The sequence below is a fragment of the Acinetobacter psychrotolerans genome (assembly GCF_048552595.1).
In the GTDB taxonomy this organism is placed as follows: domain Bacteria; phylum Pseudomonadota; class Gammaproteobacteria; order Pseudomonadales; family Moraxellaceae; genus Acinetobacter.
The window spans coordinates 80,920-96,931 of sequence record NZ_JBIMDK010000010.1; the positions used below are offsets into that span (position 1 = coordinate 80,920).

At 37.4% G+C, this 16,012-nt stretch carries 15 protein-coding genes; 9 read left to right on the forward strand and 6 right to left on the reverse strand.

The genetic code is table 11. The features are described 5' to 3' along the window. Positions 1 to 9: 9 nt before the first annotated feature. Positions 10 to 180, reverse strand: a complete 171-nt coding sequence (gene hemP / locus ACG94X_RS10535) for a hemin uptake protein HemP (RefSeq protein WP_419383683.1) — start codon at positions 178 to 180, stop codon at positions 10 to 12. Positions 181 to 321: 141 nt separating this feature from the next. Here hemP and ACG94X_RS10540 point away from each other — a divergent pair, with 141 nt between their 5' ends. Beyond that, positions 322 to 1,284, forward strand: coding sequence for an NUDIX domain-containing protein (locus ACG94X_RS10540; protein ID WP_419383684.1), 963 nt, complete (start codon positions 322 to 324; stop codon positions 1,282 to 1,284). Positions 1,285 to 1,398: 114 nt separating this feature from the next. Here ACG94X_RS10540 and ACG94X_RS10545 read toward each other — a convergent pair whose 3' ends face one another. Next, entirely contained in the window at positions 1,399 to 1,959 is a 561-nt protein-coding gene (locus ACG94X_RS10545; RefSeq protein ID WP_419383715.1) for a tetratricopeptide repeat protein, read from the reverse strand. Positions 1,960 to 2,001: 42 nt separating this feature from the next. Then, entirely contained in the window at positions 2,002 to 4,404 is a 2,403-nt protein-coding gene (mrcB, locus tag ACG94X_RS10550) for a penicillin-binding protein 1B (protein WP_419383685.1), read from the reverse strand. 194 nt (positions 4,405 to 4,598) lie between these two features. On the opposite strand from mrcB, the gene ACG94X_RS10555 reads away from it, so the two are divergent. The 3 genes from ACG94X_RS10555 (at position 4,599) to ACG94X_RS10565 (ending at position 6,269) form a co-directional block, all read left to right on the forward strand. Beyond that, positions 4,599 to 5,501, forward strand: coding sequence for an NAD(+) kinase (locus ACG94X_RS10555; protein ID WP_514131871.1), 903 nt, complete (start codon positions 4,599 to 4,601; stop codon positions 5,499 to 5,501). A gap of 2 nt (positions 5,502 to 5,503) precedes the next feature. After that, the gene (locus ACG94X_RS10560) at positions 5,504 to 5,770 is read left to right on the forward strand and encodes a YeaC family protein (protein ID WP_419383686.1); all 267 of its coding nucleotides are present in this window, start codon (positions 5,504 to 5,506) and stop codon (positions 5,768 to 5,770) included. A gap of 82 nt (positions 5,771 to 5,852) precedes the next feature. Further along, positions 5,853 to 6,269 (forward strand): hypothetical protein, encoded by a 417-nt coding sequence (locus ACG94X_RS10565; protein WP_419383717.1) that lies wholly within the window; start codon positions 5,853 to 5,855, stop codon positions 6,267 to 6,269. Between the two features lie 38 nt (positions 6,270 to 6,307). On the opposite strand, the gene ACG94X_RS10570 is transcribed toward ACG94X_RS10565, so the two are convergent. Beyond that, positions 6,308 to 7,303 (reverse strand): glycosyl transferase family protein, encoded by a 996-nt coding sequence (locus ACG94X_RS10570; RefSeq protein ID WP_419383687.1) that lies wholly within the window; start codon positions 7,301 to 7,303, stop codon positions 6,308 to 6,310. 429 nt (positions 7,304 to 7,732) lie between these two features. Here ACG94X_RS10570 and ACG94X_RS10575 point away from each other — a divergent pair, with 429 nt between their 5' ends. From ACG94X_RS10575 to proB, 3 genes are all read left to right on the forward strand, one after another. Further along, positions 7,733 to 9,094, forward strand: coding sequence for a dicarboxylate/amino acid:cation symporter (locus ACG94X_RS10575; RefSeq protein ID WP_419383688.1), 1,362 nt, complete (start codon positions 7,733 to 7,735; stop codon positions 9,092 to 9,094). A gap of 444 nt (positions 9,095 to 9,538) precedes the next feature. Then, on the forward strand, positions 9,539 to 10,759 hold the full coding sequence (gene cgtA / locus ACG94X_RS10580; protein WP_419383689.1) for an Obg family GTPase CgtA: 1,221 nt from the start codon (positions 9,539 to 9,541) through the stop codon (positions 10,757 to 10,759). A gap of 44 nt (positions 10,760 to 10,803) precedes the next feature. Continuing rightward, complete coding sequence (proB, locus tag ACG94X_RS10585) at positions 10,804 to 11,937, forward strand: glutamate 5-kinase (RefSeq protein WP_419383690.1); 1,134 nt, start codon at positions 10,804 to 10,806, stop codon at positions 11,935 to 11,937. Between the two features lie 367 nt (positions 11,938 to 12,304). On the opposite strand, the gene ACG94X_RS10590 is transcribed toward proB, so the two are convergent. Both ACG94X_RS10590 and ACG94X_RS10595 read right to left on the reverse strand, forming a co-directional pair. Then, the gene (locus ACG94X_RS10590) at positions 12,305 to 12,952 is read right to left on the reverse strand and encodes an HAD-IB family hydrolase (RefSeq protein WP_419383691.1); all 648 of its coding nucleotides are present in this window, start codon (positions 12,950 to 12,952) and stop codon (positions 12,305 to 12,307) included. Further along, positions 12,919 to 14,127, reverse strand: coding sequence for a DUF1615 family protein (locus ACG94X_RS10595; RefSeq protein WP_419383692.1), 1,209 nt, complete (start codon positions 14,125 to 14,127; stop codon positions 12,919 to 12,921). The genes ACG94X_RS10590 and ACG94X_RS10595 overlap by 34 nt, the downstream gene beginning before the upstream one ends. An 83-nt stretch (positions 14,128 to 14,210) precedes the next feature. Between ACG94X_RS10595 and dusB the strand changes: the two genes are divergently transcribed. Together dusB and ACG94X_RS10605 are read left to right on the forward strand one after the other, a co-directional pair. Next, a complete protein-coding gene (gene dusB, locus ACG94X_RS10600) occupies positions 14,211 to 15,233 on the forward strand; it encodes a tRNA dihydrouridine synthase DusB (RefSeq protein WP_419383693.1) in 1,023 nt (340 codons plus the stop codon). A 184-nt stretch (positions 15,234 to 15,417) separates the two neighbouring features. Further along, entirely contained in the window at positions 15,418 to 15,930 is a 513-nt protein-coding gene (locus tag ACG94X_RS10605; protein ID WP_419383694.1) for a DinB family protein, read from the forward strand. Positions 15,931 to 16,012 lie beyond the last annotated feature (82 nt).

Below are 16,012 nucleotides of genomic sequence, written 5' to 3' on the forward strand. Positions count from 1 at the left end.
TAATTTTTGTTATTTGGTTAGAATGAGGCGGTTATTACGTGTTAAACGTAAACGATATTCTTCTCCTGCATGCAGGATGCGAATTTCACGTCCTAAAGAAAATAAGTTATTTGAATGTAACATTGGAAGTGATTGATGTGATTCAGTATTACGTGTAAATAAGCTAAAAGGTGCGTTCATTATTGTGTTACTCCGAGTGGGGTGCTGTCTAATTGTTTTAAATGATAATCATTATCGAATGGGTCTGTCAACGATAATTTTTATCATTTATAAAATATCTATAATTACTTACAATTTGTAAAACTTTGCATGAGTAAATTTATGTCTAAACCTTCTATTCACGTCGCAATCGCATTACTGTTTCATCATGGCAAAGTTTTAGTTGGATGGCGTAATGCAGATCAGCATCAGGGCAATAAATATGAATTCCCAGGTGGGAAAGTAGAATCAGGGGAAACACCTGAGCAGGCTTGCTGTCGTGAAGTTTTTGAAGAAGTCGGTGTGGGAATAGATCACTGGCATCAGTTTGATGTTATTCACCATGATTATGAAGATATAGAAGTCTTTTTACATATTTTTCATACACACATTACAGAAGAATATTTGGCTGATATTCAAAAGCCTTGGACATGGTATCGCCGTGAACAATTACTAGAATTAAATTTCCCTAAAGCCAATCAAGCAATGATTCAGCGCTTATATTGGTCGCATCAGATTAAAATTTCAGACCAACTTGCTCATTATCAACCTGAAAATAAAGATCAGCTTTTTTATTGGCGAATAAATGCTCATTGTTCTGAAATGGAACAAGATATTGAGCAACTTAAGCGAATAAATGCTCATTGTTCTGAAATGGAACAAGATATTGAGCAACTTAAGCGAACAAATATAGATGATTTATCTCAAATTATCCTGAGTGTCGATGTATGGAAAATGCTACCAGTAGTCATGCAAAAGCACGTTTCTGCGGTACATTTTAAGCATAATCAATTGATGGATTTGGTCGTTGGGCAATTACCTATTGGAATACGCTGTATAGCAGCCTGTCACGATCTTGTGTCATTACAGCATGCGCAGCGTTTAGGTTTTGATGCTGTTACGTTAAGCCCTGTATTAAAAACGCAGACGCATCCTAATAGTATTGAACTGGGTTGGGAAAAGTTTGCTGAATATGCAAAAACGGTAGATATTCCAATTTTTGCATTAGGTGGGTTATCTCTACATGATTTAAAAATTGCCCAACAATATGGGGCATATGGTGTTGCAGGAATACGTCAGTTTTAATTCAAACTATAGATTAAATTCTTTAGATCCACGCAACAATTAATTTATCAACATACTGAATAAATGTTCATACACTTTATCGATTATTACTATCCCTAAGAACAATTCCTATAATCATAAACGTTGCAGTTGTCTTAATGCTTCTGCAATAGTTTGTGTTTTCTGGCTGTGTTGTGCGGATTGTAAAATCACATTCCAAAACATTTTTTTCTGTGTCGTACTTTGTGTAAAACTTAAACCACGGCGAGCCAGTGACTCAGCATTGGCGTATTGTTTCTTTTGGTTGGCAATACGCGCTAAATACAAAAAGGTTTCTGCCGATTGTGGTGCGATACGCTGTGCATTAATTGCAGCGCGTTCAGCATCATCCCATTGTCCTTTTTGGAAAGCCAATTGAGTTTGCTGTATCAATAGTTTAAATGCAGGTATATTTTGTCCATCATCAAAAGTAGCTGTTTGTACTTTTTGCTGTGGAATTAAGACCGGAATTTTTTCACGCTGTATATCGGGATGATGATAAGGCGTAATTTTTACACCATCAGGTGTAGGAATCGTAGGAGGCTTTGATAATTCAGTTACTTTCGCAATATGTGGCTTTTGCTCAGGTGTCGTTTGACACCCAACCAAAGCCAATATCACCATGAAGCTAGCAGTATATTTTGTCGCACGGTTCATCATAAGCGCTCATCTATCCATCATGTAAAAGATGTTCAGCATCTAGTTGTTATAACTTCCGCTCGAAATGACCTGACCTTTTGAATTGGATAAGTCTTGATCCATATTGCTTTCACTCTCACGGATATAATTTTCGATCGAATCACCAGATTTTGGCTGAGAAGCATTATGTTCAGTATCAGGGGTGTATTGAGGATCAACTTGATAATGTGGCATTCCACATGCAGTCGCTCTATTGGGTACTGTATGGCGCAATAGTGGGATGTAGAAAGCACCGTCACAACCTTGAGCAGAAAGTTCACCTGTTGCAGAGTCAATCCATTGCCAAGAAACGTCATCAGGTTGGCGCAGATTGACTGGTTTTTGTCTTAACTGCTTCATGACATTAATCCAAACAGGTAGTGCACCCGATGAACCTGTTAATCCAGTCACTTTGTTGTTGTCTAAACCTAACCAAACCACAGCCAAGTGATTACCCGAATAACCTGCAAACCATGAGTCACGAGTGTCGTTTGTCGTTCCTGATTTTCCTGCTAATTTTAAATCGGTAGGGAGTGTGTTGTAGGCTGCTTTTCCTGTACCTGCTGACATGACTTGTTGCAAACCATAATTGAGTAAGAATGCAGCTGCTGGATCAATCGTTTGTTGAACATTTAAACCGAACCGTTCTAATAAACGTCCATTTGAATCTACAACAGTACGAATGGCTTTATTTGGATATTTGAAGCCACCAGTTGCGAAGTTTCCATAAATACTCAGCATTTCCATTGGTGACATATCCACTGCGCCAAGGAAAATAGAAGGGTAGTTTGGAATTTTTGATGTCACACCAAATTTAGTCAAATTATTACTAAAGGTTGAAATACCAAATTCATTGCCTAAACGGACTGCAGAAAGGTTATATGAGTTTGCTAGTGCTTGAACCAGTGGGACATAACCATAACTACTACCACTGTAGTTTTTGGGTGTCCACGTTTTATTACCGTCTATAGGTAAACTAATAGGTGCATCTTCAATTTGAGTTGCCCAGTTATAGCGACCAGATTCTAACGCACTTAAATAAATCACAGGTTTGAGTAATGAACCCACTTGGCGTTTTGCATCTAATGTACGGTTAAAGCCAGTAAAGTCTTGCGTTGAACCAACAGCAGCAATCAGTTCACCATTTTCAGGACGAGCAACTAAAACAGCACCTTGTAAATCTTTCAAACGTGAAGGATTAGCATTGGCTAAACGGCTGACTGTTTCTCTGAAGCTATTTTGTACTCTAGTCTGTGCAATAGGATCAAGCGTGGTAAAAATTCTTAAACCCTGATTGGTTAAATCTGATTCTTGATATTCTGTTTTTAATTGGCGACGAACAATATCTAAAAAGTCAGGGAATGCCGCAGTTCCAATTGTAGGTTTACTCACTACATTTAAAGGACGTGCAATTTCTTTTTCATATTGTGATTGATCTAAATAACCCATGACCAACATATTATTCAGTACAATATCTCGACGTTTTTTTGCACCTTCTGGGTTTTTCCACGGATTATATAAAGTCGGACCTTGTACTAAGCCCACCAAGAAAGCTTGTTGGGAAATATTCAATTCACGCAAAGGCATACCAAAATAAAACTGCGATGCCAAGCCATAACCATTTACTGAATAATTGCCGCTTTGACCTAAATTGACTTCATTTAAATACGCTTCTAAAAGTTCATCTTTGCTGTAATGTAATTCTAATAAAAGAGACATCAATGCTTCATTGATTTTACGTTTGATGGTCTTTTCTGGCGTTAAAAAGAAATTTTTGACCAACTGTTGCGTCAGTGTAGAGCCACCTTGACGTTTACCACCTGTGACATTACTCACGAGTGCACGTGCTGTACCACGGAAGGAAATACCATGATGATGATAAAAATTTCGATCTTCTGTCGCAATTAAAGCTTCAATTAAAGGCTTAGGAACTTTATCTAATTTGATGAGCACACGGTCTTCATTGTGCTGCGGATAAATACCACCAATCAGCATCGGCTCTAAACGTGCGATTCCAGTATTGGTGGGTTTGGTTGCTTTAACATCTGCAACCGTATCACCTGTAAATGTTACTTGTAAAACTTGTTCAGGATCTACACTATCGCCAAAGTCAAAACCACGTGTATGCACATAGGTTGAATTTGCTTGAGTGAGGTAACTACCTGATTTGGTATAGTTATCACTACTTTTATAACCGAGTAATTTGAGTTCTTGTTCAAAATCACTTTGGGCAATTGGCGCAGTTGCATAAATTTCTAATGGGCGAGCGAATACTTTCGCAGGAATTTCCCAGCGATTGCCTTCAAATTTGTCCCGAATGACATTATCAAGTCGAATCACATAGATACTAAATGCGAGAAATGCTGCAATTACCAATACACAAAAGATCAGTGCAAATAAGCCAATACCACGTTCGGTCTTCATATATAGATGATAGTGCCCTGTTTATTTTAGTTAATGATGCGAAGATTTTCTTAAATTTGCAATAATAAAACTGTGTAATACACAAATTTAAAGTTATTTTAAACATTCTCATGGTTTTTCATTTATGAATGTTTTTCTAAATATATTTTGATAGTGTTATTATATCTCAGAATTTCAGTGGAGCTACAGCATCTGTGCAAATTTCACCAAAGACATTTCGTAACATTGGTTTAATTGGAAGACCGGATAAATCTTCAGTGGTCGATACGTTATGCCTGATTCATGATCATTTATTAAGTCTTGGTTTGCATCCAGTTTTTGATACTGCGACTGCAGAACTGGTACCTTATAAGAATACGCAAACTGTCAGTAAAAATTTACTGGGTGAGGTTGTAGATTTGGTCATTGTTGTGGGTGGAGATGGCTCTTTACTGCATGCTGCACGCGCTTTAGTGAAATATAATACCCCTGTATTGGGGGTGAACCGAGGTCGTTTAGGTTTTTTAACAGACATTACACCAACGGAAGTTATTTTTAAACTAGATCAAGTACTTAAAGGTGATTTTCAACTGGATCGCCGCTTTTTATTGGAAATAGAAATTCGCAGTAAAAATGAAATTATTTATGATGCGATTGCTTTGAATGATGTGGTACTTCATTCGGGTAAATCAGTACATATGATTGATTTTGAATTGAATATTGATGGGCAATATGTATACCGTCAACACAGCGATGGGCTTATTGTTTCTACGCCTACAGGTTCAACTGCTTATGCGTTATCTGGTGGTGGGCCCATCGTTCATCCGAGTATGGATGCAATTGCTTTAGTGCCGATGCATCCACATACTTTGTCATCACGCCCGATTGTGGTGGGTGGGCAAAGTGAAATTAAAATAGTGATTCGTGAAAATCGTGTTTTGCCTATGGTCAGTGCTGATGGGCAAAATAGTGTTTCATTAAATGTGGGGGATAGTTTGCATATTCGCAAACATCCATTCAAACTTATACTGTTACATCCACCTGGTTATGACTTCTATATGGCATGTCGTACAAAATTAGGGTGGAATCAAGATTTTGACTCTTTTCAGCAGGATTAACCATGAATATTGAACAAATGCTTTCTATTTTGGATGCTGATATTGTTGAGCGTTTAAAAACAGCGATTGAAATTGGTAAATGGCCAAATGGTGTGGCGTTGACTGCTGAACAACGTCAAACCTGTATGCAAGCAGTGATTGCTTGGGAACATCAAAATGTCGATGCTAAGCAACGTACGGGTTATATTGACAAAGGGCATAAGGAAGAAGGCGAGGAGTGTGATTCTCACGTACCTGAGCCAGAATTTAAACCGATTCGTTTTGTGTAATTGATTTGAAAAAAGGATTACATGGTGAATGAGCTGTGTGATTCTTTTATTTTCTATAATAAAAATGTCCCAAATTTTAAAAATGAAAAACTTTAATTCAACTTACTTTTTATTCCTCCTAAGCATTTTGTTTTCAACTTCAATTTTTGCTGAAAAACCTATTGAATGTTTATTGGACGTTGTTGTTATATCTAGTCAAAAGTATGCACAGCCTATGACCAAGCATACATCTATTAAAAATGATGGCTCGCCTATGCTTTTAATTGGAATTGATATTCAAGATGCTAGAGCAGCATTTAGTTCAACGAAAATGAAAAGCCATCAAAAATATTGTGCAAGTTTGATTGGACAACATAAGGACGCATATTTGTCAGGTCGTTATGATGAGCGAAACCTTCAAATTCGAATTGATGATCAACTCAAACTAAGAAATATTCATTCTTCAGGTAAAAGTTATCCATTTTGGACTGAATTTTACTATCTAGAGAAAAGTGAATAACATATAGTTTTCTAATCACTTTTCTATAGATCAAAGTACTAAAACCGATTTTTCCAAAGCTCTCTTGCTTTGACCATCGCTTCTTCATAGCTGTCTACAACACCCATCGTATACAGTGCGATACCCATGGTTTCAGGAACTGCAATTTCACCATATTCATGGGTTTGCGTACCTTCCCAAACCTCTTTAAATACGGCTAAATCAAGTTCTTCTTCCGCAGGCGAACGATTGTCTGTGAGTTTAGGCAATTCATGCTCGTACAATTCACCATTTTTAATTCCGCAGACTAATGTTTTTGCATCAGGATTACGTTCAAACTCACCACCTTCACCTTTGATCACCGCGCTATTTTGATAGCCCAATTGAAAAGCTGACTGTTGGTGTGAACTTCTATAAGCAGGGTGGAAAATGGCTTGCATAGTTGCTTTGGCATCAAATGGATTAATCAAACGTGCAAGGGTATGAATTGGAGAACGTAACCCCATCACATTTCGTAGTCCGATTAAATCTGACAATATGGGTGAAATCACTTCTAAAGGTAGGAAGGCAAAATTTCGCTGTTCAAGTTGTTGTTTGACTTCAGCTTCATTTTGGCAAATTGGAAAGCCCAAATATTCTAAAACTTGTTCAGTATAAACTCGATTGATCGTATGTCCTGATGCGCCGTGCATGACGATTGTATAACCATGCTTTGCCAGTGTTAATGCGGAAAGCAAAAACCATGGGAAATGTTTTCTTTTTCCCGCATAGGATGACCAATCTAAATCGACATCAAGTGACTGAAAATTTAATTGATCTTTGGTGGCTTGTACAAAACCTGTGAGTTCATCTACAGATTCTTCTTTGACACGAAGTAACATCAAAAAAGCCCCTAACTGCACGTCCAAAACCTCATCTTTTAAGATCATTGAAAATGCGTGGTAGGCTTCATCATAAGTCAACGAACGTGCACCATTTTTTCCTTTTCCAATGATGCGAATGTATTGTGCAAAAGGATGCTCAACATCTTTATAAATATTACGTTTAGTGTTCATACGGATGTGGGAAATGGCGAATCAACATTGTCATACACTATGCCATAAAAGGCTAAGATGTTATAGCAATTAGCTTTATTGTATGAAGGCTCCATCCCAATATATAGAATTGAACTATTGAAATGATTTGAGCTTTTAAGAACTATAAATGAGTTATTGGATCACATAATACATTTTTAGTATTTATTAAAAAAAGAGAGTCATTTATTTAGAATTATTTAAAACTTAGCGCAATTGGTTTTAAATATGTGTACCTATCCTCAGATTCTGTCTTTAGGCAATGCTCTTCAAGAACAAATGTTCTCTGAAGGGATCACTATTATCAAAATTATTCTAATTCTCTGTTTTATTTGAGGAGTTTTGGGACGTGTACGGATTATTCGCTAGAAAAGGATATTCTTGTTCGCATATTTAAGGATAAAAGTCTCTATGACTAAGAAACCGCTTTATAAATCACTATATTTTCAGGTGATTGTTGCAATTATTTTAGGTGTGCTCGTTGGACATTATTTCCCAAGCGGTAAAGAACTTGTTGATGGCGTATCGAAAAGTGTTCCTGGTTTAGGGGAACAACTCAAACCTTTGGGTGACGGGTTTATTAAACTGATAAAAATGATTATCGCGCCCGTGATTTTCTGTACGGTCGTGAGTGGTATCGCGGGTATGGAAAGCATGAAATCTGTTGGGAAAACAGGTGGTATTGCGCTTCTATATTTTGAAGTGGTATCAACTATTGCTTTGATCATTGGTTTGGTCGTGATCAATATTGCTAAGCCTGGTGTGGGCATGAATATTGATCCTGCAACTTTAGATGCTTCTAGTATTAGCAAGTATGTAGAAAAAGGTGCTGAGCAATCGACAGTTGATTTCTTCTTGCACATTATTCCAGATACGGTTGTCGGTGCATTTGCACAAGGTGAAATTCTTCAAGTGCTGTTGTTTGCACTGTTGTTTGGTTTTGCTCTGCATAGATTGGGTGATGCGGGTAAACCTGTATTGAACTTTATTGATCAAGTTTCACATGTGTTTTTTAACATTGTAAATATGATCATGAAACTTGCACCCATCGGGGCATTCGGTGCGATGGCATTTACCATTGGTAAATATGGTATTGGTAGCTTGGCGCAATTGTTCCAGTTGATTTTATGTTTCTATATCACGTGTTTATTATTTATTTTTATCATTCTTGGTTCGATCAGTCGTTTCTGTGGGTTTAGTATTTTAAAAATGATTCGTATGATTCGTGAAGAGTTATTGATCGTTTTGGGTACTTCATCTTCAGAATCTGTACTGCCACGTATGTTGAAAAAGCTTGAAATTGCAGGTTGTGAAAAATCAGTCGTCGGTTTAGTGATTCCAACAGGTTATTCATTCAACCTTGATGGTACGTCTATTTATCTGACCATGGCAGCAATTTTCATTGCACAAGCGACCAATACGCATCTTGATATTTGGCATGAATTAACTTTACTTGCAGTACTTTTGATTTCTTCAAAAGGTGCGGCTGGCGTAACGGGTTCTGGCTTTATCGTGATGGCAGCAACTCTATCCGCAGTAGGTCATATTCCTGTTGCAGGCTTAGCATTGATTTTAGGTATTGATCGTTTTATGTCTGAAGCACGTGCTTTGACAAACTTGGTCGGTAATTCATTGGCAACGATTGTTGTGGCAAAATGGGTGGGTAAGCTAGATACTGAAAAATTCCATGATGCTTTAAATAATCCTGCAGAAGTTGATCGTAAAATGCTTGAAGATTCAACTCAAATTGAGGTAAATCTTCAGAAATCGTAATTTTTTGTATCGTCTTATGTTGTAAATGAAGGAGGCTACGGCCTTCTTTTTTATTTTTCACGATAATTGATTTCGTCGACTATTATTGGGTCAAATTTTTTTCCTAACATATGTATTCTTAAGCATTGACGATTTCTTGATCCAAAAATTAAAAAGAATAATTTGAGATTCGATTATTTTCCGACAAAATTTTTCCTATCGTTATATATTATCTCTTTATTTTTTCCGATATGTAGAAATAATAAGACTGATCAAAGATGCTGGATGGGTTTATTATAAAAAAATAGGTATAAAAAACAATCATAAAATGATCGATACATAAATTATTTACTATTTAGTGATGAAAGCTCAGCAAAATTCACAACAAGCTGAATAATACTATTCGAGAAATTTTTCAAAATATGGCAGAATATGCGGTTTTAAAGATTTTAGAGGATTGGCAGCATGCGCTTTGTTGATGAAGCAGTCATTACCGTAGAGGCTGGCGACGGTGGCAATGGCGTAGCTAGTTTTCGCCGTGAAAAATTTGTCCCATTTGGTGGTCCAGATGGTGGTGATGGTGGTCGTGGCGGGATGGTTTATGTTCAAGCCACTGACGACACCAGTACTTTAGTAGATTATCGTTATACACGTAGATTCCGTGCTGAACGTGCTAAAAATGGCCGTGGTGCAAACTGTGCAGGTCGTGGCGGTGAAGATGTCGTATTATTTGTTCCAGTGGGGACAACGATTGTAGATACTGAATCTGGCGATATTATTGGCGATCTAGTTGCAGATGGTCAAAAAGTTTTAGTTGCACTTGGTGGCGATGGTGGTTTAGGCAATACGCATTTCAAATCATCTACAAACCGTGCACCGCGTAAATGTACACATGGGCAGAAAGGTGAATTCCGTGAAATTCGTTTAGAACTTAAAGTTCTTGCGGATGTGGGTTTATTGGGTATGCCAAATGCAGGTAAATCTACCTTTATTCGTGCAGTATCAGCAGCAAAACCAAAAGTTGCAGATTATCCATTTACCACGATGGTTCCAAACCTTGGTGTTGTAGATGCCGATCGTCATCGCTCATTTGTTATGGCAGATATTCCAGGGCTTATTGAAGGTGCGTCGGAAGGTGCAGGCTTAGGGATTCGTTTCCTTAAACATTTGGCACGTACACGTATTCTGTTACATATTGTCGATGTGCAGCCGATTGATGGTTCAGATCCTGCATATAACGCAAAAGCGATTATGGAAGAATTGAAAAAATTCTCTCCAACTTTAGCGCAATTACCGATTGTTCTTGTTTTAAATAAACTTGATCAATTAAATGATGATACTCAAGAAGAATGGTGTAATCATATTCTTCAAGAATTACAATGGGATGGTCCAGTATTTAAAACTTCAGGCTTGCTTGAAGAAGGGACAAAACCAGTTGTATATTATCTAATGGATCAGATTGAACAACAACGTGAGTTGGAAGCAGAAGATCCTGAATACGCAGCGAAAATGAAAGCGTTCCGTGATCAGCTTGAAGCTGAAACACGTGAACAAACCATCGCAGCGAAAGAAGCTTATCGTGAAATGCGTCGTCAACAACGTCTTGCTGGAACGTTGCTTGATGATGAAGACGATGAAGATGAAGACGGTGATGATGGCGAAATGGAAGTGCATTACGTACGTTAATTTTCAGGATTACATTCACCTGAAAAAATGTAACTGAGGACAAGATGATAGAAGTGGTAGATGGGCAACGTCAGCTCAAGGCTTTAAAACGTATCGTTGTTAAAATCGGATCATCTTTACTCACAGCAAATGGGCAAGGTTTAGATTTGCAGGCAATTTCACATTGGGCGAAACAAATTGCAGATCTACACAATGTAGGGCATGAGATTATTCTTGTGTCATCAGGCGCTGTGGCTGAAGGTATGGTTCGTATGAAGCTAGACAGCCGACCCACCGATCTACCCAGTCTGCAAGCTTGTGCCGCAATTGGTCAAATGGGGCTCATTTATACTTGGTCAAGCGTATTGGAAAAACATTCCATTCAAACTGCACAAGTACTATTAACTCATGATGATCTTGCAGACCGTCGTCGTTACCTAAACTCTTGTGATGCTTTGCAGAATCTAATTGATTGGCGTGTGATACCCGTTATTAATGAAAATGATACAGTATCAACCGATGAAATTCGTTTTGGCGATAACGATACTTTAGCGGCAATGGTGGCAGGTCAAGTCCATGCGGACTTACTGATTATCCTGACCGATCAACAAGGCATGTTCGATTCTGATCCGCGTTCAAATCCAAATGCAAAACTGTTCCATACCGTTCGTGCAATGGATGAAACTTTGTTCGATATGGCAGGTGGTGGTGGTAAGTTTGGGCGTGGTGGTATGTTGACCAAAGTTCGTGCGGCTCGCCTTGCTGCTAAATCAGGTTGTCCAACTTTAATTGCCAGTGGTGAAAGTGACCAAGTCTTAGCTCGTTTAATGGCGGGTGAACTATTGGGTACTTTATTTATCACCGATGATGATCGTTTGACAGCACACCAACAATGGTTAGCAGCACATTTACAAACTGCAGGACGTTTAGTTTTGGATGATGGTGCAGTTAAAGCGATTAAAGAAAATCATCGCAGTTTATTACCTGTTGGCGTGAAAGCTGTAGAAGGGCATTTTGAACGTGGTGATGTTGTGGAATGTGTAGACATACACGGTCACCGTGTTGCTGTTGGTCGTGTGAATTTTAGTTCACGTTCGGCAGAAATCGTCAAAGGTTTGGCTTCGGATAAGGTTTATCAAGTTCTAGGTGAAGCGCGCTCTTTGGAAATGATTCATCGTAACCATATGTCAATCTATTGATTCATTGAAAGATTATCGTGAAATATAACCTCGCTATGGCGGGGTTTTTATTTGGAAATGATTATAGAGGCTTTATCATTATATAAATTAGACTTAACTATTTTCTATCCAAGTATCTATTTTGAATAAAAATATTGATTATGAAGTCTAGAGTATCCTTACACACCTTTAGTAAAATCGTCAGCACTATTTAATTTACATTTAAGGTATCAAAAGCCTTTAATCTTTTTATCAGATATTTTGGATAAGTCTCTAAAATTTGTGAATTAAAAACAATCTTTAGTCTTTCTGTCACCAGAATCAACGATAAAACTAAGTTAATTCAGTAACAACATAAATATAGGGTATCGTGACTTTTACTATGACATTAGGCTAATTTTTTCTCATCTTCTAAATAAGGTAATAACTGATTTTCACCGACCATATATTTAAAATCTGCCAAACTCAGCATTGCTAAATCTTCTTCACTATTGCCATAAGCATAGATTTTACTGTATTGATTTAGATCGTATTTGCTTAAAATTCTAAGTCGTTTTTGGTCAGAACTACAATCTGGTGTTGAATAAGATCCCGTAAATTTACCATCTAAAATTTCAGTTTCGGTACAAATTAAATCGATTTTTAAAATTTGGCAAATCATCTCGAGGTAAATATCAACAGATGCAGAAACCAATACAACATCGTCACCATTATTTTGATGTTTTAATAATTGTTGAAATAGTTCGGGATCCAGTTGAGCCATTAACCGATGTGAATAATCGGCAGCTAAGTCTAAAATTTCATTTGAATTCGCATTTTTAAACATGGCATTAAATAAGCGAATACGCATTGAATTCGCAGGATAAATTTTTAAATAATAGGCTTGAATCCAAGGTAAAATTTTAATACCTTGTCGCACAATGTGTCGTTTGGACAATGCATAGAAGATAAACCCTGTGAAACTGTCTTTTTTGCACAAGGTTCCATCAAAATCAAATAAGGCTAGGTTCTTATACGTTTTGCTCGTTGCATGCATGTTTCATATCGTCCGTTTACGCGGCTTGCATACCAGTTGGTATTATAATCACGACTCAATTTAGGACCCGAAATGACCACTTCAGGCATGATGGCATAAATTGGGGCTTTGCCAATTTTTTCTTTATAAAGTTTAGTCACTACTATATACGTCTGTGTTTTTTCGAAGCCTTTTTCTTTCTCTTTTTTCAAATCATTACGTAATTGGCGTGAAGTCACCAAAACATTATTTTTTGAAAATAAAGTGATTAATGCTTTTTCAGTGGTTGTTAAGACAGGACGTGGATCGCCATTTTTATCATAAGAGAGCAAATCTCCATCTAAATCCAAGTCGATATCTGTAATTTTCTCAATCATTTTTTGGAAAGCAGCATTGCGACTTGAATACATGCCAGAGTTGTAATCTGCAAAACGATAGATAGGCTTTTCATAGTCGGCAGGGTACATCATTAAACGGTGAATACCGTAGTACAAGCCGCCATATTGAGTATATAAATCATCCCGTAATTGATTAATATTCATACTGCTGCGCTTATTGTCTTTGGCATAGTTAATATGAACTTGCATAGAGCCTAAAGTGGTAATCGGATTCAATTTTTCGGCAAAATCTTGACCAACAAATTTTGCAGCACCTGTTAAGGCACTGATATGATAATGCTTGGTCATATAGTCAAAAATTTCACGATAAAGCACATCAAGTTCTTTTTCGTTTTTAACGCGACTCATTTGTTTTAAATAGTTATCTTCAGGTGTGGGTTGATTTTTTAAAACATCCTGAAAATATTCTGCAATTGGAGGACCAATTGTCGTGCCTAATTTTGCTTCAAATTTTTCTTGTAAACGTGAGCTGACTTCTTTAACTGCTTTTTCACCGAGTCCTGGAACATTTGGATTGGCAATAAAATTAGATTCTTGATCAACTACCGCAATAATAGTGCATACATTTTCTTTGCTACGAGGGATTTTGAGTTCTTCTGTAATATTGAAAATATCTTTTGCCCAAGACTTACGGTCATTGACACGATTTGGAATAAGACTACGAATTTGATCGCTTTCTAATGTTGGTTCATCATCATGAGACCACCAAGAACCATTACCACAGGCTGTAAGTCCGTAGGCGATAGAAATCAAGAAAACAGAACGAAGCAAGTTTTTTTGTGGACCAATTTTTTTCATACTGGTGAAAACACGTCTAGAAATTGATGAGCTCATTGAGATGATGAAGTATACTATGTCTAACTTAAAATGTATGAATATATATGTATATTGGTCCGTACCAACTGTCAAATAATTTAATTGTCGCCCCTATGGCGGGTGTCACAGATCGTCCATTCAGAACGCTGTGTAAATATTTTGGTGCAGGGCATGCGGTCAGTGAAATGATGACTTCTGATCAAACTTTGCGAATGTCTAAAAAGAGTTTGTATCGTGCTAATTTTGATGGAGAATTAGCTCCAATTTCTGCACAAATTGCAGGTTCAGATCCTGAACAATTGGCTGAAGCAGCACGTTATCAAGTGTCAAATGGTGCCCAGATTGTAGATATTAATATGGGCTGTCCTGCTAAAAAAGTGTGTAATAAACTTGCAGGTTCTGCACTATTAAAAGATGAAGATTTGGTTGCTCGAATTTTGGATGCTGTGGTTGCCGCAGTGGATGTCCCCGTGACTTTAAAAACTCGTTTGGGCTTTTTAAATGGTCATGAAAATATTATACGTGTGGCAAAACGTGCTGAAGAATCGGGTATTGCTGCATTGGCATTGCATGGTCGTACTCGTGAAGATATGTATTTAAATACAGCGCGTTATAGTTTAATTAAAGAAGTAAAAGGGATGTTGAACATCCCTGTGATTGCCAATGGTGACATCGATAGCCCAGAAAAAGCTAAATATGTACTGGATTATACAGGTGCAGATGCTGTGATGATTGGTCGTGCAGCACAGGGTCGACCATGGATTTTTCGGGAAATTGCCCACTATTTAGAAACAGGTCAACATTTAGCAGCGCCAAATATTCAAGAAGTTAAAGAAGTATTATTAGGACACCTGTCTGAACTTTATCAGTTTTATGGTGAATATTCAGGTTGTAGAATTGCACGTAAACATATCGCTTGGTATACCAAAGGTTTACATTCGAGTAATGATTTTCGTCAGAATATGTATAAGGTTGAAAACACCATCCAACAGGCTAAGGTAGTTGAAGAATACTTCAACCTTTTATTGGATCAGGGGAGTTTGATGAGCGATGTTCAGGTTGAGCATGTAAATTTGTTGGATGTTTAAAGATAGGCACTATCAGCTCTCATTTTTAGTGTGCAGTTTATAAATTTGCCGATGGCTAAATGCTATTTAAGTTGTGTACTTGAAAATGAATAGTGGTGCTTCACAAAGTATGCTGTTGCTATGTTAGTGATCATTATAATGTTGTGAAGTATTAAAAATACGATTAATCGAAAATGGGTTTATCATGAGTAATCAAAATTTATTAATCATGGCGCAATACAATATTTGGGCGACAGCTCGCCTAACTCAGTCGTTACAGCTCATCACAAGCGAAGACTTCCATAGAGATATTGGTCTGTTTTTTAATAGCATTGCAGGAACACTGAACCATTTACTTCTAGGTGAGCATTATTTATGGTTTTCACGTTTTAAAGAAGGTACTTCACCTACAATTGCTTTGGATACTATTCTGCATTCAGATAAAAACACATTGTTAAATGAACTTAATCTAAAATCTCAGAACTGGATTGATTTTATTCAACAATTGGATGATGAGCGTCTGAAGGGGCAACTGACTTATCGACGTGTGAATGGTGAACAGCTGACTTTACCTTTTGCTGCAACATTGATGCATGTTTTTAATCATGGTACACATCACAGAGGTCAAATTACCGCAGCACTCACCATGATGGGCTATCCATGCCCAGAACTTGATCTTGTGTATATGCTGGCAGAACAGGCAAGGACACAATCTTGAACTATTTGAAATAGAATTTTGGTAGCAATTCATTTATTCCGTAAATTGATCTACACCAAAGGGTAGAAAATGCCAAACCCTA

Coding starts and splice junctions, on each gene's coding strand:
- hemP (WP_419383683.1), bottom strand. CDS start 180: ATGAACGCACCTTTTAGCTTATTTACACGTAATACTGAATCACATCAA.
- ACG94X_RS10540 (WP_419383684.1), top strand. CDS start 322: ATGTCTAAACCTTCTATTCACGTCGCAATCGCATTACTGTTTCATCAT.
- ACG94X_RS10545 (WP_419383715.1), bottom strand. CDS start 1,959: ATGAACCGTGCGACAAAATATACTGCTAGCTTCATGGTGATATTGGCT.
- mrcB (WP_419383685.1), bottom strand. CDS start 4,404: ATGAAGACCGAACGTGGTATTGGCTTATTTGCACTGATCTTTTGTGTA.
- ACG94X_RS10560 (WP_419383686.1), top strand. CDS start 5,504: ATGAATATTGAACAAATGCTTTCTATTTTGGATGCTGATATTGTTGAG.
- ACG94X_RS10565 (WP_419383717.1), top strand. CDS start 5,853: ATGAAAAACTTTAATTCAACTTACTTTTTATTCCTCCTAAGCATTTTG.
- ACG94X_RS10570 (WP_419383687.1), bottom strand. CDS start 7,303: ATGAACACTAAACGTAATATTTATAAAGATGTTGAGCATCCTTTTGCA.
- ACG94X_RS10575 (WP_419383688.1), top strand. CDS start 7,733: ATGACTAAGAAACCGCTTTATAAATCACTATATTTTCAGGTGATTGTT.
- cgtA (WP_419383689.1), top strand. CDS start 9,539: ATGCGCTTTGTTGATGAAGCAGTCATTACCGTAGAGGCTGGCGACGGT.
- proB (WP_419383690.1), top strand. CDS start 10,804: ATGATAGAAGTGGTAGATGGGCAACGTCAGCTCAAGGCTTTAAAACGT.
- ACG94X_RS10590 (WP_419383691.1), bottom strand. CDS start 12,952: ATGCATGCAACGAGCAAAACGTATAAGAACCTAGCCTTATTTGATTTT.
- ACG94X_RS10595 (WP_419383692.1), bottom strand. CDS start 14,127: ATGAAAAAAATTGGTCCACAAAAAAACTTGCTTCGTTCTGTTTTCTTG.
- dusB (WP_419383693.1), top strand. CDS start 14,211: ATGTATATTGGTCCGTACCAACTGTCAAATAATTTAATTGTCGCCCCT.
- ACG94X_RS10605 (WP_419383694.1), top strand. CDS start 15,418: ATGAGTAATCAAAATTTATTAATCATGGCGCAATACAATATTTGGGCG.